The organism is Kitasatospora sp. NPDC049258, assembly GCF_040678895.1.
In the GTDB taxonomy this organism is placed as follows: Bacteria; Actinomycetota; Actinomycetes; order Streptomycetales; family Streptomycetaceae; genus Kitasatospora.
Map to the genome: position 1 here is coordinate 43,134 of NZ_JBFAQT010000036.1, position 20,531 is coordinate 63,664.

Here is a 20,531-nt window from a genome sequence, read left to right on the forward strand (position 1 = left end):
GGCGGCCGCGTGTCCGGCGGCCGTGGCGTCCCGCGGCGTTCCGCTACCCGCCGCCGATCGGGTTGGATGGGGCCATGAGCGAGGAGACGAGCGCCGTACCGGCGTGGGAGCAGCGGTTCCGGGCGGCGCGGGTGTCACTGCCGGACTGGGCCGAGGACGCCCCCGAACGCGCGCTGTACGTGTCGAACGCCACCGGGACCTACGAGGTGTACGCCTGGGACCGGGCCGCCGACAGCCACCGCCGGGCGACCGACCGGCCGAACGGCACCACCGACGCCGAGCTGAGCCCCGACGGCGAGTGGATCTGGTGGTTCGACGACACCGACGGCGACGAGCTCGGTGTCTGGCGCCGCCAGCCCTTCGGCGGCGGCCCGGACGAGGAGGCCGTGCCCGGCGTGCGCGCCGCGTACTCGACCGGCCTGGCCCTGGGCCGGGACGGCACCGTGGTGGTCGGCACCTCCGGGGAGGAGGAGGGCACCGAGGTGTACCTGCGCCGGCCCGGCTCCGCGACGGCCGAGGTGATCTACCGGCACGCCGAGTACGGCGGCATCGGCGACCTCTCCTACGACAGCGCGCTGCTGGCCGTCGAGCACACCGAGCACGGCGACGCGATGCACGCCGCGATCCGGGTGATCCGCACCGCGGACGGTGCGACCGTCGCCGAGTTGGACGAGGCCACCGGGCGGCCCGATCCGCGCGGGCTGGCCTGCCTGGGCTTCGCCCCGGCGCAGGGCGACACCCGGCTGCTGGTCGCGCACCAGCGCCGCGGCCGCTGGGAGCCGGTGGTCTACGACCTCACCGACGGCACCGAGACCGAGCTGGTGCTCCGCGACGAGCAGGGCCGGGAGTTCCCCGGCGACCTCTCAGCCCAGTGGCGGCCGGGCGCGCGGGCCCTGCTGATCGAGCACGAGTACGAGGCCCGCAGCGAGCTGTTCTCCTACGAGCTGGCGGACGGGCGGCTGACCCGGCTGGACACCCCGCGCGGCACGGTCGCCGGGGCCACGGCCCGGCCGGACGGCACGGTCGAGTTCCTGTGGTCCTCGGCGGCCGAGCCCTCGGCCGTCCGCTCCACCTCGGGCGCCGTGGTGCTGCGCGCCCCCGGCCCGGTGCCGCCGGGCTCGGTGCCGGTCGAGGACGTCTGGGTGGACGGGCCGGGCGGCCGGGTGCACGCACTGGTCCAGCGCCCGGACGGGGTGGGCCCGTTCCCGACCGTCTTCGAGGTGCACGGCGGGCCGACCCACCACGACAGCGACTCCTTCGCCGCCGGTCCGGCCGCCTGGCTGGACCACGGCTTCGCGGTCGTCCGGGTCAACTACCGCGGCTCCACCGGCTACGGGCAGGCCTGGACGGACGCGCTGCGCGAGCGGGTCGGCCTGATCGAGCTGGAGGACATCGACGCGGTCCGCGACTGGGCGGTGGCCTCCGGGCTGTCCGACCCGAAGCGGCTGGTGCTCTCCGGCGGCTCCTGGGGCGGCTACCTGACCCTGCTGGGGCTCGGCGTGCAGCCGGAGCACTGGACGCTCGGCCTGGCCGCCGTCCCGGTCGCGGACTACCTGACCGCGTACGCGGACGAGATGGAGGCGCTCAAGTCGCTGGACCGGACGCTCTTCGGCGGCACCCCGGAAGAGGTCCCGGACCGCTGGCACGCCTCCTCGCCGCTCAGCTACGTCGAGCAGGTGCAGGCACCGGTGTACATCAGCGCCGGGGTGAACGACCCCCGCTGCCCGATCCGGCAGATCGACAACTACGTGCAGCGGCTCGGCGAGCTGGGCAAGGTGCACGAGGTGTACCGGTTCGACGCCGGGCACGGCTCGCTGGTGGTGGAGGAGCGGATCAGGCAGCTCCGACTGGAGATCGACTTCGTCCGCCGCCACCTCGGGGAGCTCGGATGACCCGGCCCGGCCGGGGCGGCGCCGCGCTGGCGGTGGCCGTGGTGCTCACCGTGCTGCTGACCGCGAGCGGCTGCGCCTCCGACGACTACTCCGACTGCGCGCAGGCACTGGCCGCGCCCGAACTCGCGCTGGCCAAGAGCGGCAAGAGCGGGAGCGGCGGGAGCAAGAGCAGCGGGAGCAAGAGCTCGTCGAAGAGCTCCAAGACCAGGACGGTGCACCACCACACCAGCTCGCGCAGCGGCAGCGACGACGACGGTGGCGGCTGCGGGAAGGCCCCGACGCCCACCCCGTCCTTCGGGTGGCCGAGCCCCAGCAAGTAACGGCGGCGGGGTCACAGGGCCGGGTCCAGGCCGAGGGCCCGGTCCTCGGCCGCCTCCGCCTCGCGGCGGATCAGGCGGTACCACATGAAGACCACGAAGCCGGCGAAGACGAACCACTCCAGGGTGTAGCCGAGGTTCTGGAACGCCCGCAGGCTCAGCCCCTCGCCGCCCTGCGGCTGCACGGTCGGCACCGCGGTCAGCCCGGCCGGCGGCTCGTCGGCGGCCAGCCAGCCGTCGTACACGGGGTAGGGCAGCAGGTTGAGCAGCGTGGCCGGGCCGATCGTGCCGAGCTGCCCGGCGGGCAGGCCGCCGGCCACCGCGCCGCCGCTGCCGGCGTTCTCCGGCGCCTGCAGCCGGCCGGTCACGCCGACCGGGCCGCCGGGTGCCGCCGGCACGGCCGGCGCGGCGCCGGGTGCGCCGGCGGCCCAGCCGCGGACCACCGCGACGGCCCGGCCGTCCGGCGTGCGCAGCGGGGTCAGCACGTAGTAGCCCGACCGGCCGTCGACGGTGCGGTTGGGCACCAGCAGCTGGTGGGCGGTGTCGTACTCGCCGGCCACCCGGACCGGCCGGCCGACCGTGTCGGTGCTCACCCTGGCCTGCGGGCCGGCGAGCACGGAGTCCAGCGGCGCCACCGGGGCGCCGGCGGTGGCCGTGGCACCGGCCAGGGTGCGGTGGGTGCCGAGCCGGTCCTCGAACCGCCCGAGCTGCCAGGAGCCGAGCAGCAGGCAGACCACGATGGCGACCAGGCCGACAGCGGTGCCGCCGAGCCAGCGCGGGGTCAGGAGAAACCGGTACACACCCCCCACCGTAACCAGTCCTCACCCCGCTCCCGCCGCCGGGTCGCGCCCGCCCCGCCGGCTCGGGCGAGCCGCGTCAGCCCCCGGCCGGCGCCGAGGGCTGGTCGGCAGTGCCGAACGGCTCGGGCAGCGACTGGTGGACCGTCCCGCCGCAGGAGCCGCGCAGCGCCAGCTCGGCGACCTGGGGTGCGGCCGCCTGCGGGGCGTACGCCAGGGTGAGGACGGGCTCCGGGCCGCTCGGCGACGGGCTGGGACTCGGGGTGGGGCTGGCCGGGGCGGACGGGCTGGGGCTGCTGCCGTCGCCCGGCTCCGCCGCGTTCGGGACGGCGGTGGCGGGTTCGACCAGGCCGGCGCGGACGGCCGGCACCGCCTGGCTGCTCGGCCCGGCTCCCGGCGTCGTACAGCCCGAGCCGGGCACCCAGCCGAACCGGACCCGGTACCAGGCGCCCGGTGCGAGCAGCACCTCCTGCGGCTGGGCCGGCGGGGCGGGAAGGGCGGCCGCCGCGTCGCCCGCGCGGTGCGGCAGCACCTTGACGCTCCCGGGCTCGCTGCCGACGGCGGTGGTGACCCTGAGGACGCCGCCGTCCGGCACCCGGCAGCTGGCGCCGGAGGTGTTGCGCAGCGCGAACCAGCCGTAGACCTTGCCGGCGGCGTCGGCGGTCTCCAGCCGGGATGCCGACTGCCCGAGGTCGGCCGGGGCGCACCAGGGGGTCTGGGCCGGGGCGGACGGGCTGGCGGAGCCGCTGCCCGCGGTGGGGCTCGGGGCCGCCGTGCCGGGGTCGGCGGGCAGGCTCGCCCCGGTCGCGCTGTCGGCGGGGCGGCCCGCCACCGCGCTGTGCAGGGCGTCCCGGTTCGGGCCGGTCGGGCTGCCGCCCGGGTGGATCGGGGTGTGGGCCGCGTCCCCGCCCGGGCCGCCGGACAGGCCGAGCGGTCCGATGCCCTGGATGGCCGGGACGGCTGCGGCGGCCATCAGCACGGCGGCGGCCGCGCCCGTCCAGGTGTTGCGGTAGCGGACCCGCCGGCGCGGCACACCGACCCGGATCCGGGGCAGCGCCGCCGAGTCCGGTTCCACCTCGGCGACCGCCCGGTGCAGCATCGCTCTCAGCAGACGCTCCTGCGGGGTGCCCTCACCGGGCTGACCACTCGTCGGATCGCCGTCCCGGCGACCGTGCAGGTCAGTCATCGCTGGTGTCCATCACGACCCGCAGCGCGGTCAGGCCGCGCGAGCCGTAGGCCTTGACCGAACCCACGGAGATCCCGAGCACTTCCGCTGCCTGAGCCTCGGTCAGATCCGCGTAGTAGCGCAGCACCAGTACCTCCCGCTGACGGCGTTGCAACCCCCGGAGCGCGGCCCGAAGGCGATCGCGCTCCAGCGCATCGTAGGCGCCCTCTTCTGCACTGGCCATGTCAGGCATCGGCTTGGGCAGCAGCCGCATGCCGAGGATCCGTCGTCGCAGCGTCGACCGGGAGAGGTTCACCACGGTCTGCCGCAGGTAGGCGAGGGTCTTCTCCGGCTCGCGCACCCGCCGCCGGGCCGCGTGCACCCGGATGAAGGCCTCCTGCACCACGTCCTCGCAGGAGGACAGGTCGTCCAGCAGCAGGGCGGCCAGGCGCAGCAGGGACCGGTAGTGGGCCCGGTAGGTCTCGGTCAGCTGGTCGACGCTGGCCCCGGCCGCGCCCGATGCCGCCGCGGCAGCTGCCACGGCGCTATCGGCCGGCCGCCGGGCCGCCCCCGGCAGCGTCATCACCGGCAGTGTCGCCACGCCCACTGCCCCCATTGCATTCGCCACGCCTCTTGGACACTCGAACCCCTGTCATGGTTGCCCTGACCCCGGAAGCATTCTTCCGTACGGCCGGAATTCCGCTCCAGGGTTCTGGGAAGGGATTCTGACCCATCGTCCGGGATCGCGCCCGCCGACCGGGACGGGGTGGACGTGGGGTGGGCGCGGGGTGGGCAGGAGGTGCGCGCAGGGTGCGCGCGGGGCGGAGCCGGGCCTGGCGGAGCGGTTCCGGCCTCGGCGGCTCGCGCGGTTCGGGCCGGGAACGGCGTGCCGGGAACGGCGTACGGCCGGCCGCCCGGAGGCGGCCGGCCGTACGGACCGTGCGGGATCGGCCGGGTCAGCGCCCGGTGCCGCCGTAGACCACGGCCTCGTCGGTCTCGCTGTCCAGGCCGAAGGCGCTGTGCACGGCGCGGACCGCCTCCGGCACGTCCTCGGACCGGGTGACCACCGAGATCCGGATCTCCGAGGTGGAGATCAGCTCGATGTTGACCCCGGCCTCGGAGAGCGCCTCGAAGAAGGTCGCCGTCACACCCGGGTTGGAGCGCATGCCGGCGCCGACCAGGGAGAGCTTGCCGATCGCGTCGTCGTAGCGCAGCGACTCGTAGCCGATGCCCTCCTTGACCCGGCCCAGGGCGTCGATGGCCTTCTGGCCGTCGGTCTTGGGCAGGGTGAAGGAGATGTCGGTGAGGCCGGTGGACGCGGTGGAGACGTTCTGCACCACCATGTCGATGTTGACCTCGGCGTCCGCGATGGCGCGGAAGATGCGGGCCGCCTCGCCCGGCTTGTCCGGCACGCCGACGACGGTGATCTTCGCCTCGGACGTGTCGTGGGCGACTCCGGAGATGATGGCCTGCTCCATCTCGCCCCCTTCGGGCTTGTTCGGGTTGGTACCGCTGACGATGGTCCCCGGCAGACCGGAGAAGGACGAGCGTACGTGAATCGGGATGTTGTAGCGCCGCGCGTACTCCACACAGCGGTCCAGAAGCACCTTGGAGCCGGACGAGGCCAGCTCCAGCATGTCCTCGAAGCCGATCCAGTCGATCTTGCGGGCCTTCTTCACCACCCGCGGATCGGCGGTGAACACGCCGTCCACGTCGGTGTAGATCTCGCAGACCTCGGCGCCCAGCGCGGCGGCGAGCGCCACGGCGGTGGTGTCCGAACCGCCCCGGCCGAGCGTGGTGATGTCCTTGCTGACCTGGGAGACGCCCTGGAACCCGGCCACGATCGCGATGTTGCCCTCGTCCAGGGCGTTGCGGATCCGGCCCGGCGTGACATCGATGATGCGCGCCCGGTTGTGCGTGGAGTCGGTGATGACACCGGCCTGGCTTCCGGTGAAGGACTGCGCCTCGTGGCCCAGCGTCTTGATCGCCATGGCCAGCAGGGCCATGGAGATCCGCTCTCCAGCGGTCAGCAGCATGTCGAACTCACGGCCGGACGGAAGAGGGGTCACCTGTTCCGCGAGTTCGATGAGCTCGTCCGTCGTGTCGCCCATCGCGGACACCACGACGACGACCTCATGGCCGGCCTTCCTGGTGTCGACGATCCGACGGGCCACGCGCTTGATGCCCTCGGCATCCGCAACGGATGAGCCGCCGTACTTCTGCACGACAAGGCCCACGTGCGCTCCTCGACTTGAGTCGGATTCGGGGGGTTGGTGGCCCCCTCACCCCCCGGGGAGAGGGGTGGTGCGGTCCGCGTCAGTCTATCGAGCGGGCCAGGCCGATCCGCCTCATTCCATATGATGAGACGCCGGTATCGCCTGGTGGGCAGCCGTGCTCCGGCCCGACCGGCAGGTCTGCGGAGGAAGCGCCGGCGGCCCGGAGAATCGCCGGGCCACCGGCGGCCGGACCCCGGGATTTCACCGCTCCGGCAATCGCTGATGTCTGCGTCACATTTTCCCGCGCAGCAGCCGGCGCCGGCCATCGGGCCGGCGGCCCTGGGCCGTGGTCAACCCGCCGCCGGTCAGAGGCCGAGCTCGGCCGCCATCAGGTCGCCGGCCTGCTGCTCCAGCTGCTCGTCGGTGAGCCCGTCGTCGTCGGTGTCCGCACCGTCCGCCGCCGCCCCGATCGGACTGTCCAGCCGGACGTGCGCGATCAGCGACTGCAGCGCGCGCAGCACGGCGGTGCAGGTGGAGCCCCAGTTCGACAGGTACGAGAACTGCCACCACCAGAGCGCCTCGCTGATCCGGCCCTCGCGGTAGTGGGTCAGCCCGTGCTGCAGCTCGGCCACCACCCCGGCCAGGTCGTCGGAGATCCGGAAGGCGCTCGGCTTCTCCGGCGGGCCGTACGGGTCGAAGACCTCGTGGTACACGTCGATCGGCGCCAGCAGCTCGGCGAGCCGCTCGCGCAGCTCGACGCCGTCCGGCTCCGGGCCGGTGTCCGGCTCGAAGCGGTCCTCGGGCAGCACGTCCTCGATCGCCCCCAGCCTTCCGCCGGCCAGCAGCAGCTGGGAGACCTCCAGCAGGAGCAGCGACACCGCGCTGCCCGGCTCGTCGCCCTTGGCGACCTCGGAGACCGCCAGCACGAAGCTCTCCACCGAGTCGGCGATCTGGACGGCGAAGTCGTCCGGCTCGTCGGTATGGGTGAGGCTGTGGGTTACGTCAGACATCGAGCAGTCGTCTCCCTTCGAAGGCCCGGCCGAGGGTGACCTCGTCGGCGTACTCCAAATCCCCGCCGACGGGCAGGCCGCTCGCCAGCCGGGTCACCTTCAGGCCCATCGGCTTGCAGAGCCGGGCCAGGTAGGTGGCGGTCGCCTCCCCCTCCAGGTTGGGGTCGGTGGCCAGGATCAGCTCGGTGACCGTGCCGTCCGCGAGCCTCGTCATCAGCTCGCGGATCCGCAGATCGTCCGGTCCGACCCCTTCGATCGGGCTGATCGCCCCGCCGAGCACGTGGTAGCGGCCCCGGAACTCCCGGGTGCGTTCGATCGCCACCACGTCCTTCGGCTCCTCGACCACGCAGATCACCGCGAGATCGCGCCGCGGGTCCAGGCAGACCCGGCACTGCTCGGCCTCCGCGACATTGCCGCAGACCACGCAGAACCGGACCTTCTCCTTGACCTGCTGCAACGCGAACGCCAGCCGGCGGACGTCGACCGGGTCGGCCTGCAGGATGTGGAAGGCGATCCGCTGCGCGCTCTTGGGCCCGACGCCGGGCAGCCTGCCCAGTTCGTCGATCAGGTCCTGAACCACGCCCTCGTACAACTCCGCGCCTTCCGTCGGCCGGGCACCGCTCCGGGGCCTGCTGCCCCGGCGCCGGGTGCTCCGGTGCCATCATCCAACGAATCGGGCGTCGGACACACCGTCCGACGCCCGACCACCGCATAAATCACACATCCCCGGACCCACCGGGGCCCCGGGAGAACCAGGTCAGAACGGCAGACCCGGGATCCCCGCGCCGCCGCCCAGGCCCTGGGTCAGCGGACCCATCCGCTCGGCCTGCAGCTTCTGGGCCGCCGCGGTGGCGTCCCGGACCGCGGCCAGCACCAGGTCGGCCAGGGTCTCGGTGTCCTCCGGGTCCACCGCGGCGGGCGCGATCGTCAGCGCCACCAGCTCGCCGGCACCGGTCACCGTCGCCTCGACCAGACCGCCGCCCGCCGAGCCGCTCACCTGCGCCTCGGCCAGCTCGCGCTGCGCCTTGCCCAGCTCCTCCTGCATCTTCTGCGCCTGCTTCAGCAGCTGCTGCATGTTGGGCTGGCCACCACCAGGGAACACGGCTCTCTCCTGCCTGTACACGGTAAACATCGCCGATGCCGACGACACCCTTCCGAGCGTACGCGCCACCCGATCAGCCGTTGTGGTGGATCTCCTCCAGGACGGTCGCCCCCAGCTCACGGATGATCAGTTCCTGACCCGAGAACACCTGCTCGGTCAGATCCGGATCGTCGTCCTCCGGTACGTCGTCCTCCGGGGCCACCTGCGGCTGCGGGGCCGGCGGCTGGACGGGGCGGGGCTGGGAGGGCGGCTGCACCTGCTGTTGCGGGGGCTGGGCCAGTGGCGCGGCGGGGGCCGGCGGGGCCGACTGCGCGGGGGCGGGCGCCTGGGGCGGTGCGGCCGCCGGCGGGAAGGCCTGCGCGGGGCGGGCGGGCGGTGCGGACGGCGCCGGGGCGCCCCAGCCGCCACCGGCGGGCGGGGCGGACGGCAGCCCCGCAGCGGAACCGCCGGACGGGTCGACGATGCACTCCACCCGCCAGTCCACCCCGAGCGCGTCGGCCAGGGCCTGGCGCAGCACCTCGTCGCTGTTGCTGGAGACGAAGCTGTCCCGGGCGCCCGCGTTGACGAAGGACACCTGGAGCACGGTGCCGTCGAAACCGGCCACCTGCCCGTTCTGGCTCAGCAGGATCCAGGTGAAGCGGCGCCGGTTCTTCACCGCGTCCAGGATCTGCGGCCACATCTGGCGGATCTGCGCGGCGCCCTGCTGGGCGGCGGCGGAGGGCTGGCCCGCGGCCGGGGGCTGGGCCACCGCCGCGGGCTGGGCCACGGCGGGCGTGGGGGCGGGGGCGGGGGCCGCCTCGGGGGCCGGGGTGGGCGGCGCCGCCGCGGGCTGGGGCGGCTGGGCCTGCTGGCCGGCGCCGGCGGCGGGCGGGAAGCTGCGCGGGATCGGCCAGGCACCGGGGGCGGGTGCGGGGGCCTGGGCGGGCTGGGCCTGGGCCGCCGGCGTGCTCTCCGGTGCCGGTGCCGGTACCGGTACCGGTGCGGCCGGTGCCGTCGCCGGTGCCGGTGCCGGGGTGCTCACGGGAGCGGGAGCCTGGGCCTGGACGCCGGGCATCTGCACCGGGGGCACGGGGGCCACCGGGGGCGCGAATCCGCCCACGGGCGCTGCCAGCGCGCCGGCCGCGGCCCGTCGCTCCAGCTTGTCCAGCCGGGCCTGCAGCGACAGCTCGTCGCTGTACGCACCCGGCAACATCACCCGGGCGCAGATCAGCTCCAGCTGGAGGCGCGGGGCCGCGTTCCCCCGCATCTCGGTCAGTCCGGTGTTGACGATGTCGGCGGCCCGGCTGAGCTCGGCGGCGCCGAAGCCGTCCGCCTGCGCCTGCATGATCGCGACCCGGTCGGCGGGCGCGTCCAGCAGGCCCTTCTCGCCCGCGTCCGGCACTGTGGCGAGGATCACCAGGTCACGCAGGCGCTCGAGCAGGTCCGTCACGAACCGGCGCGGGTCGTGCCCGCCCTCGACCACCCGGTCGATCACCTGGAAGACCGTCGCCCCGTCCTGCGCGGCGAAGGCGTCCACCACCTCGTCCAGCAGCGCGGAGTCGGTGTACCCGAGCAGCGAGGTGGCCATCTGGTAGGTCACCCCGCCCTCGGTGGCGCCGGCCAGCAGCTGGTCCATCACCGACATCGAGTCACGCACCGAACCGGCCCCGGCCCGGACCACCAGCGGGAAGACCGAGTCCTCGACCTGGATCCCCTCCCGGCCGCAGACCTGGGCCAGGTAGTCGCGCAGGGTGCCGGGCGGCACCAGCCGGAACGGGTAGTGGTGGGTGCGGGAACGGATCGTCCCGATCACCTTCTCCGGCTCCGTGGTGGCGAAGATGAACTTGAGGTGCTCCGGCGGCTCCTCCACCACCTTCAGCAGCGCGTTGAAGCCAGCCGAGGTGACCATGTGGGCCTCGTCCAGGATGAAGATCTTGTAGCGGCTGTGCACCGGGGCGAAAAACGCCCGTTCGCGCAGCTCACGGGCGTCGTCGACACCACCGTGCGAGGCCGCGTCGATCTCGATCACGTCGATCGAGCCGGGGCCGCCGGTGGCCAGGTCGGTGCAGGACTGGCACTCCCCGCACGGGGTGGGGGTCGGGCCCTGCTCGCAGTTGAGGCAGCGGGCCAGGATGCGCGCGCTGGTCGTCTTGCCACAGCCTCGGGGGCCGCTGAACAGATAGGCGTGGTTGACCCTGTTGTTGCGCAGGGCCTGCTGGAGCGGAGCAGTCACGTGCTCCTGCCCGATGACCTCCGCGAAGGTCTCCGGGCGGTAGCGGCGGTACAGGGCTAGGGACACGCCACCGACGATATCGGGCGCGGCGGACAAACGCGCCGCCCCGCAGGTCGCGGGAACGCAAGGACCCCTCGTGCACCCGCCAGAGCCCTCCTACCCTTGCTGCCTTCCGGCCCTGGGGGGGTTCAGAGAGATAACGCCACACGAGGGGCTGGCACCAGAGTAGCGGATCCACGACCCCACCTGTACCGCCACCCCACTTCCGCGATCCGCAGGCAGCCACCCGTGACCACCTGCGGATAGGTGGTCGCGAGCACCCCTGAACATGTACTAAGCTCTCCCACGGAGGATTCGCCTAGTGGCCTAGGGCGCACGCTTGGAAAGCGTGTTGGGGGCAACCCCTCACGAGTTCGAATCTCGTATCCTCCGCACCCGCCCGCCAGGGCAGACGAAGGGCCCGACCGCACTGCGGCCGGGCCCTTCGTGGTTCACAGTCTCATCCGTAGTCTCGAGGCCAACTCTCATGCCTCGGAGCGGAGGAGGCGCCAGTGGCAGTGGCGCCCCACCGGCCCGAGTGTCGTGGATAGGTAGCGCCCCAGCAGCTACAGGCTGCGGTACACGTCGCGGCGGTTTCCGACAGCCATCACCCACACGATCAGCTGGCCGTCCTCGATCGTGTACACGACTCGGTAGTCGCCGACCCTGAGACGCCACCGCGAGCTGTGTCCCTGAAGAGCTTTGATGTCGAAGGCCGTTGTGTCGCCCTCGTCCAACCCCTTCTGGAGTTCGGTCAGGCGATAGAGGATCCGCAGAGCGTCAGGGCGCGGAATCTTGAGCATGTCCCGTTGCGCATGCGGGGTGAACCGCGTCACGTAGCCCACGGAGATCAGGCGTGGTGGGCGCGGAGCAGGGCGGCCATCTCTTCAAGCGAGACCGAACCTTCAGTGCCTTCGGATTCCGCCTCGTCGGCCAGCCGGTTCAGCCAGGACTCCTCGGCCTGCTCAGCCAGCCGGCTCAGACGCTGGTACTCAAGGATGTCGATCACGACGGCTTCCTGCTTGCCGCGCCGAGTAATGATCGTCGGGGTCTCGTCCCGACGGGCCCGGTCGAGGACGTCCGCCAGGTGACTGCGAACCTCGGCCATGGATGCGATCACCGGTTCACTCATGCCACAAATGTAGCAGATGTACATGCGAGCCTTCGGAACTTCTGGGCCCCGCCTCCTAGCTCCGCCGTCCGAGGCCTGGGTTGACATGGAGCGCCCAGTGCCCTGGTTGCAGTTCTGGTTGCATTCACCCGCGTCCAGGGACGTCCGGAGCCCTGCTAACCACCCGCTCAACCGCAGGTCAGGACGTTTACGGCCGTCCCCGGACAGCCGGACGAACAGTTGGAAAGCGTGTTGGGGGCAACCCCTCACGAGTTCGAATCTCGTATCCTCCGCCGGCAGATGGCCCGGACCGCACAGCGGTCCGGGCCATCGTCGTTGCCGGGCTGTCTCCTGCCGGCATCATGGCTACCGCCGGCGCAGGTGGCGAGAGGCCGCCAAGCAGGAAGACAGCCAGGTTGCCTCTGGTTGGTTGATAATCAGGCCGCTGACAGTGATCATCCCGTCCATGACCTCGCCGACCCGGATCGAGTGGTCGCCGACGCGGAACAGCTGCCAATCCGCATCGCTGTGCCAGAGGCGCGCCGTCTTCTCCCCTCGACGCTGGGCGAAGACGAGTTCCTCGCCGTACTCGTTCAGAAAGTAGCCCACGTAGTCCTTCGCGGTGATCGAGCCACCGCACAGGCGAGCCAGGAGTTGCTCGATCAAGGGCTGGGCGTCAGTCATGAGTCGGGCTCCTCAGTCGCTTCCGAGTCCTGTTGCTCGGATGACAGCGCAAGCATCCGACTGGCCGAATCGAGCAGGGTCTCGTAGGTGATCACTTCTATCCGGGTGGCGTGCGTGTTGTAGGTGCGCAGGGTCTCCGCGACTTCCCTCGGCGCAATACCCCCTCCCACATAGCGCGAGTGGCCGATCACAATGGTGGCCGAGGCCCTGCGGCTGTCGACTCCGTAGTCGGCCAGGATGGTCCGCCGGTTCTCGTCCAGTGTCCGCAGGTAGTTCTGCGCCTGGGAGACCGCTCGGTGGGGTGGCGCGCCCAGCATCAGATGGCCGCTGCGGCGAATGACCAAGCTCTCGATGTTGGCGCGCTTGAGCTCGACGACGTGCAGGGAACCATCGGCACGCAGGAGCGGGATGTCCAGGATGGTGTCCGGGGTGTACTGGCGGCGCGCCAGCTCACCCACAAAGGCCCCACCGAAGATCCACGCCTGATTCTTCAGGCAGGCGTGAAGCGCGCTCTCGGAACTGGCCGGATCGTCCACCGCAGCCCTCAGGGCCGCGAGGCCGGCCCGCCTGGCCTTGAGCTCAAGGAACTGGGCCAACAGCCCCGTGTCGGCATCCGCCAGGACATCACCCAGCAACCGGGCAGACTCCGCAGAGGCCGGACGCGGCAGACTTCGCAGGACCAGCTCAAGGTGGCCGTACTGCTGGAGTCGCCTCACCTCCCGCGTGGACAGCCGGATCCCACCCTCGCCAGCCTCGACTCCCAGGTGGTCGGCGGACTGGGCAATGCCACGGAAGAGGTCACGGGCATCCGCGGCAGTCGCGTCCGGATTGTCACGGCAGAGCACGTCAAGCACGGCAACCGCCCGGTCGGCGCCACGAGCGGCCATCCTCCGATGGAATTCCTCACCACGCTGCTGAGCGTCCTCGTCGTAGTACCCCTCCACAACTTCGAGGAACAGCTCTCCGTCGGCGTAGCCGGCGAACCGTTGGAAGCGCTGGGCAAGCCCGAAGTCCCCACAGAGGATGGCTCCTTGGGCCACATCGTTCAGGGCGTCCACCAACGGCCGGCCCTTGCCGTACGTGCGGTCCGTTCCCATGATGCGCAACACCGTGTCGATTCGCTGCCGGACGACCGCGTGCTCGGTGAGCCCCTTTGCTGCCTCGACCATGCGCTGGAGCGAGAAGCTGGATCTGAATCCCATCGAGCTAGCCTAGGGTCGGGTACTGACAGCACAGCCTTGCCAGCTGGTTGGTCAGGGGTTGCCGACCAGGAGACTGCCAGGCACCGCTGAACCACGGGCGTCGCGATGACGGGCATTGCTCTGGTGGTGGAGGACGATGTTGCCGTCGAGCTGCATGACCACGTGCGCGACCCAGTTGGCCCAGGTCCCGGGATCGGCCCATGGTCTCAGTTCCGGTCTCATTCACTGCACTCCAGCAACGTTCAAAGCCTGGGCACCACCCCGCTTCACCCCAGGTCAGAACCGGTACGGCACCCCGGCGGACAGCGCCTAGGAGAATTGGAAAGCGCGCTGGGCAAACCCTCACGAGTTCGAATCTCGTCTCCTCCGCACCGGCCCACCGTCGAACGGCTACCGTCAGACGGCCACGAGACGGACGCGATCACCGCAGAGCTTTGTCATGTCGTCGATGTCCGAAGTCAGCAGGACGACCGGCCGCTGCTGCCGCAGCGCCATCTCGGCCACTGCTGCGTCGATCGCGTACTTGTGGCCATGGAGACCTGCGGCGATCAGCATCGCGGAAGCCGCTCGGGCCTCCTCATCTCCCACCTGCACGATCCGCAGCCCGGACAGGATCCACCGCAGACGCGCCTGATCGGTGCGACTGTGCACGGCTTCGATGATGGTCAGAACACTGATCACCACCTCCATGCCCCGCTTCCGGGCCTCGGCGACCAGCGCGACGGCAGGCTCGTGATCACTGAGCAGCTTGGAGAGGCCCTCGGAGTCCAGCACCAAGGTGCCCTCGTGACTCAGCTTGCGACGGGCCATCCGCCCTCCTCGGCGAACACCTCGTCGAAGACCTGACGAGCCCGGTCCTGCTCCGCCGGCGAGATCGGTCCCTGCCTACGCTCATAGTCAGCCAGGTACTCGTCCAGGATCTGACCGCGCAGCTCCCGCTCGACGGCCGCTGTGATGAACGCCGAGAACTCGCGCTTGCCCACCCGCTGGCGGATGGCCTCGGCCGTACCTTCGGGCAGGGAGAGGCTGACCCTGGTAGCTGGTCCCTCGCCGATGCTGTAGGGCATCTCAGTCATGGAGCCACATTATCAAAGAAGTAGGAATTCCGCTCTGGCCTCGATGCGCGCCTCACCTGGTTGCAGTTCTGGTTGCATTCACTCCCGTCCGGAGCACGGCGAGCAACGCACTCCGCCGCAGGTCGGGATACCTGCGGGTGCCCCCGAACGGCTGGACGAACAAGTGGAAAGCGTGTTGGGGGCAACCCCTCACGAGTTCGAACCTCGCATCCCCGCCCCTGCCAGCCATGGCAGCTCGAAGGCCCGGACCGCTGCAAAGCGGTCCGGGCCTTCGTCGTTCCGTGGTCCCGGTTGCCTCCGCGGCCGCCTTGCCCCGGCCGATCCAGACCCTGCGGGCCGCCCGCCGGCAGGCCCACGGTGAGAACCCCGGTCTCGACCGAGGGCTCGCCCGACGCGGCTGGTCCGCGGGACACCGTGGCTGCCTGCCGGCGTCGAGCCGACTCCCCGCCGGCTACAGCCGCGGAGAGAGTCTGTGCGCGGCCCCGCGGCCGGGCGGTCGGGGTGCGCCCGGGGCGGCGGCGAGCTGGCGCACGAGCTGGTGCAGCGAGATGACGGCGGTCAGCGGGGGCAGGCCCGCGACGATGAGGTTCGGAGCCGTCCGGGAGACATCGGCGACGCACAGTCCGGTCGCGAGGGTGGAGAACAGGATGACCACGACCCAGGAGTGGATCGGCTGACGCCCGTGCAGGGCGGCCCGCAGTACGGAGAGGCAACCCACCAGCCACGGCCCGTAGATGATCACCGGCCACAGCTGCGAGAGCCCGCGCGGGACCCGCGTGAACGCCAGGTCCTGCAAGGGGTCGTAGGAGAGCATCCAGCCCAGCACGCACACCGCGATGACCGTCACCGCCGTCAGTGCGCCGAACAGCGAACTGATCACGCGCGGCCACGCCGGCGCCGCATTCCGCGGCCGCCGGCGGTGCCGAGAAGTCGGCGGGCCCGCCGGGCCCGACCCGACCAGCGTCGGTTGATCGACCGACGCGCGAGGCTGGGGAATGAACACCCCCTCGGCCTCCCATCCGCGTGCCGACTCGGCGGCAGGGCCGTAGGGGTGCGCATCGCCGGCGGCGAGATCGATCTCGTCCGCGAGCCCCTCGCCGTACCAGCCGCCGTGGCCGGAATCCGCGTACGGCGGGAGGAGACCGCTCATGCGGTCGTACACGGCACGTCCCCAGCGAGGTGGCCGGGCTCTTCGGCCGAGAACGGGCGGGCGCCGAGCCGTACGACGAAGTCGTTCTCCAGCTGCCGCATCTTGCGCATGAAGTCGGCCAACAGGCGCGAGGTGTGCGACAGGACCACGCGCTCGCCGTTGCGGAACAGGTAGCCGGTGCGCACGTCCCCGGCCGCGTTCCGGCGGTCGGGGACGAAGAGCCAGTTCCCGGCGCTGGCGACCGGATCCCGGTTCGGGGGTGGTGAGGGGCGGTATGGCTGGCACGGTGAGATCACGGCTGACCAACGAGAGGAGGCGCAAGCCGGTTAGTGCGGCATCCGGGCGTCATTCCATATTCGATACCGGCAATGCTCGCCGAAATTACCTGGGGTGGCGCGGGGGGTGGCTGTTTTTCGCGAAATTCCCCACGGCAGGTAGGCTCATATCAGGCAAGGGTCATGCTCATCGAAAATCCCCAAGATCAACAAATTGGGAGAAACGTTTCCCCCTCTTGATCATGCACCTCCTCTGCTATATTTCCGGCTTGCCTTAGGCATATCCACTCCACTTCGAGGTGTAAGTTGATCACAAGGGGGTAGCTTGCTCGGCCGGGAAGAGTACATGGAAGCGCTCAGTCTCAAGCATCAAGGATGGTCCATCTCCGCGATTTCCCGGCATCTCGGGCGTGATCGAAAAACAGTGAGATCACACCTCGCCGGAGAACGCACCCCAGGTATTCGAAGTCCTGCTCCGGATATTTTTCCGCAGTTCCTGCCGTACTGCCGCCTGCGCCTGGCGGAGGACCCGCACCTTGCCGCGGCAGTTCTCTTCGACGAAGTCGTCGAGCTGGGCTACCCGGGTGGCTACTCGACCTTCACCCGCGGTCTGCGCAAGCACCAGGTCCGGCCGCCGTGCCAGCAATGTCAGAGCCCCGGCGCGACGGGCGGCACGCGCAACGCGCACGGCGTCGACAACGCCATCCGATTCGACTGGCTGGAGCTGCCCGGCCCGCCGACCGGATGGGCCGGCGTCAACCAGGCGCGCGTGCTGCTGGGGTCACTCACCCGCTCCGGGCGCTGGCGCGCGGCCCTGGCGGAAGGCGATGGACTGCCCCAGCTCGTCGAAGCCATGGAGCATGTGATGAGACGACTGGGCGGAACCACGGAGTACTGGTGGTTCGGCCGGCTGTCCGCCGTGCAATCCGACACGGGCTCCCGGGTAAGGCCCCAATTCCGGCAGGTGGCGAGGTACTACGGCGCAAGGGTCCGGCTCTGCCCGGACGACGAACCACCGGCGCGCGAGAGCGTCGACGGTGCCACCCGCACCTGGTGGAGCACTCTGACGCACGACACCACGCTCCAGGCCGCACAGGAGAGTCTTGACCGGCTCGCGGCCCGGATGGACGCCCCTGGCACCGAAACGCTCCGAGGGCTCCCCTCGGCGCCGTACCCGGTCTGGGTCTGCGACCGCCGCACGGTCACCGACCAGGGCACGGTGCCCTTCCGTGGCAACTTCTACGGCGTGCCGCGACACCTGGCCGGCGCCGTGGTGGAGCTTCGTCGTCGTCTCGACCAGCCCTTCCTGTCCATCACCACCACCACCGGAGCCGTCATCGCCCGGTACGCACTGGCCCGAGCAGGAGCCGGGTGCACGGTCGACGAGCGCAGCGGCGCCGTAGTCGTCCTGGACCGGCGCTCCACGAATGGGCCGGCGGACCCGACCTCGTCCAGGGACGCCCCGCCCTGCCGGAGAAGGACGCCGCTACCACCCTCCCAGGAGGCGCTGGCCGAGGCCGACGTCCTCCGCAGGGAGTCCGCTGCCGCGCGCACCTGCGTGCTGCAGGAAGAACAGGAGACCGCGACCGAGCGGGTGCCACCCCAGCGGGACGGACGGGAGCAGTACCGGTGAGTGGCGGGCTCCTGGGGTTTCCCGCGGTCCGTGGCTGCAGCAGCCTGCCCTCGCCGGCCGTGTCAGGGCGTGGGGGCCGGTGCTTCCGCCTCCCAGGCGAAGCCGTCGGGGTCGGTGAAGGGGCCGGCCGGGCTGCCGATGGAGAGGCGGTGCGACCCGGTGCCGTCGGGCGAGACGCCGGCGTCCTTGGCCAGGGCGCGACGCCGGTACAGCGCCAGCTTGACGGGGCTCGATCCGGCGGCGAACTCGACGTACATGCGGCCGAAGCTCTTCGCCACGGCGAGGCCCTGGTCGACGTAGAACCGCTTGCTCGCGGCCACGTCCGCGACTCCCAGCAGGAGCACGATCGAATCGATCTGCCGGGTGGCCGGTCCGGTGTCCTTCTTCGCCGAGGTCGCCACCTTCCAGATCGCCCCGTCCGGGGCCCGCACGACGCCGCCGTAGCCCCAGAGCGACTTCGCGGCGGGCTTGAGCGAGGTGGCACCGGCGTCGAGAGCGGCATCGATGAGGCCGTTGACGGTGGCCGGCTGGGACACCGTGAGCGAGAGGGTGTACCCACGGAAGCCCGTCGTCGGCGCCTGAGCGCCCCGCAGGCGCACCTGGGTGTCCAGACCGAAGGCGGTGCGGTAGAAGTGGTCGGCGGCCGTGGGGTCGGCCACGTCGAGGGTGACGGATGCGATGGAGGTCATGACCGCCACGCTAGGCGCGGCCCGGGGGTCGGTGCTTCTCGAATCCTGACCGGTGCTGGCTCCCTCCCGAGAGTGCGGGCGGGGCGCGGGGTGATGTCGGCGAGGCCTCCCGGGACGCCGCACGCAGGCTCACCGGCGTCCAGCTGAGCCGCCCGACGCGGAGGAGACCACGTGAGCTCGTACCTGGCCGGATTCACCGCACCGCACTCTCAGCGTCCACCGGTGCCGGTCTCGGTCGACTGGAAAGCGGTCGAGGAGTGGCTGGGGCTTCGGTTGCCGGACGACTACAAGCACCTGGCCGACGCCCACGGCCCGCTGGACTTCGGCGAGTACCTGTGGATCCACGTCCCCTGCGTCCAGGAGGGCCGCTTCGACTACGGTGCCTGGCTCCGCGGCACCCACCGCCAGGCCCGCATCAGGGCCCGTGAACTGCCTGAGCGCGAACGGCCCGCCGTTCACCCCGACCCGGGCGGACTGCTCGCCTGGGGCTGCACCCGAGGCAGCGATGTCCTGTTCTGGGACACCTCCGTCTCCGCCGACCCCGACGAGTGGACGGTGGTGGTCAGCCACTCGGCCGGCATCCCCGGCAGCGGCCTGCGGCCCTGGCACCGCTACGACCTCACCCTCGGCGACTATCTGCGGTGCACCGTCCGCGCGCAGCGGCCACTGCCATCGCCCCCGGTCCGCTGATCGGCCCGCTCCCCGGCACCATCGCCCGCACCGCCTTCCTGCCGACCGTCCGGACCTGGACACCGCCCACGCCCACCGTCCCCCGGCTCACCGACGCCGAGCGCCTGGTCGCCCTGGAGACCGGCACCGGCCTGGACGCGCTGCGCCTGCTCTCCCCGCCACCCGGACGCCGCTACCTCGGCGGTGGCGCCTGGGCAGGACTCTTCGAGGAGCTGGGCACCGAGCTGCCGCGCGAGTACCTGACCGTCATGGACCTGTACGGCGCCGGCTGCTGGAGCCGCTGGCTGCGCTTCCTCACCCCGCTGCGCACCGGCGAGCGACGCTACCTCCAGCACGTCGAGTCGACCGCGGACGCATACCGGCAGCTCAAGGCCGAGCACCGCAGTGGTATCCGCTCACCGCCTGGCCCGAGCCCGGCGGGTTCCTCCCCTTCGCCGACTCGATCGACGGCGACCACCTCGGCTGGCTCACCGAGGGCGCCGACCCCGACGGCCGGCCCCTGATCGTCTGGCCCCGCCACGCGGACCAGGGGGAGCCTTTGGAACAGGGGCTGATCGACACTCTGCTGGCCTGGCAGCGCGGCGCTCTGCGCACCGCCGGGCTGGCCACACCGGACGAGGATGACGACCCGGTCGAGTTCGCCGGCTTCGAGCCCTGGGACGACAGCGCCTGCTGGTAGCGCGTCGGGGCACGCCGCACAGGGCGCCGACCCGGGACACCGCGCGAGCCTGCCCCGCCCCGTGCACCGGCCTATCCTGGGCTCCGGTGACCCAGGAGGAGGCCGAGATGCGAGCCCCGGAACGTGGTGCCTGGCTGCGGCGCGGGATCAGCCGTGACGGCGGGCCGCTGCGGGAGGACGGCTATGTGGTCTGGCTCCAGGTGGGCGACCGCTATGCCGACAGCCGTGGCTTCGCGGGTGTGACCTCGTACGACGGCACCCGGGTGCGCTTTGGGCACGACGTCGGCGAGCCGGGGGAGGACGAAGGGGTGCTGACCCAGGACGGCGTGAACCTGGTGGAGACCGGTACCAACACCGACGGCTCCACCTTCCGCGAGATCTGGACGCCGCTGCCGGACGGCGAGGGCCCGTGCGGGGTCTGGCGGGTGGCGGACTGCCAGGTGGTGCGGGTCGGCGCCCACCTGGTGCACGTCGACGGCCGCGGCGGCGGCTACCTGCGGACACCCTGAGCCCCGGTCGGCGGGCCAGTGGGCGGCGGCACGGAAGTTCGTAGAGGGTGGGGATGGGGATAGTTTTTTGTTGAAGATTTTTT

At 71.6% G+C, this 20,531-nt stretch carries 24 protein-coding genes, 2 tRNA genes and 1 other RNA gene; 9 read left to right on the plus strand and 18 right to left on the minus strand.

The window, feature by feature from the left end:
- The first annotated feature begins 74 nt into the window (after positions 1–74).
- Positions 75–1,892 carry a prolyl oligopeptidase family serine peptidase gene (locus AB0K43_RS24830; RefSeq protein ID WP_363643331.1) on the plus strand — a complete coding sequence of 606 codons (1,818 nt, stop codon included), beginning with the start codon at positions 75–77 and terminating at the stop codon, positions 1,890–1,892.
- A complete protein-coding gene (locus tag AB0K43_RS24835; protein WP_363643333.1) occupies positions 1,889–2,212 on the plus strand; it encodes a hypothetical protein in 324 nt (107 codons plus the stop codon). The genes AB0K43_RS24830 and AB0K43_RS24835 overlap by 4 nt, the downstream gene beginning before the upstream one ends.
- A gap of 11 nt (positions 2,213–2,223) precedes the next feature.
- Here the strand turns inward: AB0K43_RS24835 and AB0K43_RS24840 are convergent, their stop codons facing one another.
- The 9 genes from AB0K43_RS24840 to ffs form a co-directional block, all read right to left on the minus strand.
- Positions 2,224–3,009: an SURF1 family protein gene (locus AB0K43_RS24840; protein WP_363643335.1), complete on the minus strand. Its 786-nt coding sequence runs from the start codon at positions 3,007–3,009 to the stop codon at positions 2,224–2,226.
- A gap of 76 nt (positions 3,010–3,085) precedes the next feature.
- The gene (locus tag AB0K43_RS24845) at positions 3,086–4,192 is read right to left on the minus strand and encodes a hypothetical protein (RefSeq protein WP_363643337.1); all 1,107 of its coding nucleotides are present in this window, start codon (positions 4,190–4,192) and stop codon (positions 3,086–3,088) included.
- On the minus strand, positions 4,185–4,754 hold the full coding sequence (locus AB0K43_RS24850; protein WP_363643382.1) for a SigE family RNA polymerase sigma factor: 570 nt from the start codon (positions 4,752–4,754) through the stop codon (positions 4,185–4,187). Before AB0K43_RS24850 ends, AB0K43_RS24845 begins: the two co-directional genes overlap by 8 nt.
- Before the next feature lie 373 nt (positions 4,755–5,127).
- Positions 5,128–6,408 carry an aspartate kinase gene (locus tag AB0K43_RS24855; protein ID WP_363643339.1) on the minus strand — a complete coding sequence of 427 codons (1,281 nt, stop codon included), beginning with the start codon at positions 6,406–6,408 and terminating at the stop codon, positions 5,128–5,130.
- 344 nt (positions 6,409–6,752) lie between these two features.
- Positions 6,753–7,397 (minus strand): DUF5063 domain-containing protein, encoded by a 645-nt coding sequence (locus tag AB0K43_RS24860; RefSeq protein WP_363643341.1) that lies wholly within the window; start codon positions 7,395–7,397, stop codon positions 6,753–6,755.
- Entirely contained in the window at positions 7,390–7,989 is a 600-nt protein-coding gene (recR, locus tag AB0K43_RS24865; protein ID WP_363643343.1) for a recombination mediator RecR, read from the minus strand. The genes AB0K43_RS24860 and recR overlap by 8 nt, the downstream gene beginning before the upstream one ends.
- A gap of 165 nt (positions 7,990–8,154) precedes the next feature.
- Positions 8,155–8,499 carry a YbaB/EbfC family nucleoid-associated protein gene (locus AB0K43_RS24870; RefSeq protein ID WP_363643345.1) on the minus strand — a complete coding sequence of 115 codons (345 nt, stop codon included), beginning with the start codon at positions 8,497–8,499 and terminating at the stop codon, positions 8,155–8,157.
- A gap of 73 nt (positions 8,500–8,572) precedes the next feature.
- A complete protein-coding gene (locus AB0K43_RS24875) occupies positions 8,573–10,777 on the minus strand; it encodes a DNA polymerase III subunit gamma and tau (RefSeq protein WP_363643347.1) in 2,205 nt (734 codons plus the stop codon).
- 59 nt (positions 10,778–10,836) lie between these two features.
- Positions 10,837–10,927: signal recognition particle sRNA small type (gene ffs, locus AB0K43_RS24880), an RNA gene on the minus strand.
- Positions 10,928–11,058: 131 nt separating this feature from the next.
- On the opposite strand from ffs, the gene AB0K43_RS24885 reads away from it, so the two are divergent.
- Positions 11,059–11,143: transfer RNA gene (locus AB0K43_RS24885), tRNA-Ser, on the plus strand.
- A gap of 173 nt (positions 11,144–11,316) precedes the next feature.
- On the opposite strand, the gene AB0K43_RS24890 is transcribed toward AB0K43_RS24885, so the two are convergent.
- Both AB0K43_RS24890 and AB0K43_RS24895 read right to left on the minus strand, forming a co-directional pair.
- Positions 11,317–11,595, minus strand: coding sequence for a type II toxin-antitoxin system RelE/ParE family toxin (locus AB0K43_RS24890; protein ID WP_363643349.1), 279 nt, complete (start codon positions 11,593–11,595; stop codon positions 11,317–11,319).
- A gap of 5 nt (positions 11,596–11,600) precedes the next feature.
- The gene (locus AB0K43_RS24895; protein ID WP_363643352.1) at positions 11,601–11,882 is read right to left on the minus strand and encodes a type II toxin-antitoxin system Phd/YefM family antitoxin; all 282 of its coding nucleotides are present in this window, start codon (positions 11,880–11,882) and stop codon (positions 11,601–11,603) included.
- Positions 11,883–12,063: 181 nt separating this feature from the next.
- Between AB0K43_RS24895 and AB0K43_RS24900 the strand changes: the two genes are divergently transcribed.
- Positions 12,064–12,154: transfer RNA gene (locus AB0K43_RS24900), tRNA-OTHER, on the plus strand.
- A gap of 73 nt (positions 12,155–12,227) precedes the next feature.
- Here AB0K43_RS24900 and AB0K43_RS24905 read toward each other — a convergent pair.
- The 6 genes from AB0K43_RS24905 to AB0K43_RS24930 form a co-directional block, all read right to left on the minus strand.
- Positions 12,228–12,545 carry a hypothetical protein gene (locus AB0K43_RS24905; RefSeq protein WP_363643354.1) on the minus strand — a complete coding sequence of 106 codons (318 nt, stop codon included), beginning with the start codon at positions 12,543–12,545 and terminating at the stop codon, positions 12,228–12,230.
- On the minus strand, positions 12,542–13,747 hold the full coding sequence (locus AB0K43_RS24910; RefSeq protein WP_363643356.1) for a Shedu anti-phage system protein SduA domain-containing protein: 1,206 nt from the start codon (positions 13,745–13,747) through the stop codon (positions 12,542–12,544). Before AB0K43_RS24910 ends, AB0K43_RS24905 begins: the two co-directional genes overlap by 4 nt.
- 396 nt (positions 13,748–14,143) lie before the next feature.
- Positions 14,144–14,557 carry a PIN domain-containing protein gene (locus tag AB0K43_RS24915; RefSeq protein WP_363643358.1) on the minus strand — a complete coding sequence of 138 codons (414 nt, stop codon included), beginning with the start codon at positions 14,555–14,557 and terminating at the stop codon, positions 14,144–14,146.
- Entirely contained in the window at positions 14,539–14,823 is a 285-nt protein-coding gene (locus AB0K43_RS24920; protein WP_363643360.1) for a hypothetical protein, read from the minus strand. The genes AB0K43_RS24915 and AB0K43_RS24920 overlap by 19 nt, the downstream gene beginning before the upstream one ends.
- A 451-nt stretch (positions 14,824–15,274) precedes the next feature.
- Entirely contained in the window at positions 15,275–15,985 is a 711-nt protein-coding gene (locus tag AB0K43_RS24925) for a DUF2637 domain-containing protein (protein ID WP_363643362.1), read from the minus strand.
- On the minus strand, positions 15,970–16,158 hold the full coding sequence (locus tag AB0K43_RS24930) for a hypothetical protein (protein ID WP_363643364.1): 189 nt from the start codon (positions 16,156–16,158) through the stop codon (positions 15,970–15,972). Before AB0K43_RS24930 ends, AB0K43_RS24925 begins: the two co-directional genes overlap by 16 nt.
- A 415-nt stretch (positions 16,159–16,573) precedes the next feature.
- Between AB0K43_RS24930 and AB0K43_RS24935 the strand changes: the two genes are divergently transcribed.
- Entirely contained in the window at positions 16,574–17,881 is a 1,308-nt protein-coding gene (locus tag AB0K43_RS24935; protein ID WP_363643366.1) for an IS21 family transposase, read from the plus strand.
- A gap of 62 nt (positions 17,882–17,943) precedes the next feature.
- On the opposite strand, the gene AB0K43_RS24940 is transcribed toward AB0K43_RS24935, so the two are convergent.
- The gene (locus tag AB0K43_RS24940) at positions 17,944–18,570 is read right to left on the minus strand and encodes a glyoxalase (protein ID WP_363643368.1); all 627 of its coding nucleotides are present in this window, start codon (positions 18,568–18,570) and stop codon (positions 17,944–17,946) included.
- A gap of 171 nt (positions 18,571–18,741) precedes the next feature.
- On the opposite strand from AB0K43_RS24940, the gene AB0K43_RS24945 reads away from it, so the two are divergent.
- From AB0K43_RS24945 to AB0K43_RS24960, 4 genes are all read left to right on the plus strand, one after another.
- Positions 18,742–19,260 carry an SMI1/KNR4 family protein gene (locus AB0K43_RS24945; RefSeq protein WP_363643370.1) on the plus strand — a complete coding sequence of 173 codons (519 nt, stop codon included), beginning with the start codon at positions 18,742–18,744 and terminating at the stop codon, positions 19,258–19,260.
- On the plus strand, positions 19,212–19,763 hold the full coding sequence (locus AB0K43_RS24950; RefSeq protein WP_363643372.1) for a hypothetical protein: 552 nt from the start codon (positions 19,212–19,214) through the stop codon (positions 19,761–19,763). Before AB0K43_RS24945 ends, AB0K43_RS24950 begins: the two co-directional genes overlap by 49 nt.
- A 35-nt stretch (positions 19,764–19,798) precedes the next feature.
- On the plus strand, positions 19,799–19,939 hold the full coding sequence (locus tag AB0K43_RS24955; protein ID WP_363643374.1) for a hypothetical protein: 141 nt from the start codon (positions 19,799–19,801) through the stop codon (positions 19,937–19,939).
- 107 nt (positions 19,940–20,046) lie between these two features.
- Entirely contained in the window at positions 20,047–20,448 is a 402-nt protein-coding gene (locus AB0K43_RS24960) for a hypothetical protein (RefSeq protein WP_363643376.1), read from the plus strand.
- Positions 20,449–20,531: the final 83 nt, after the last annotated feature.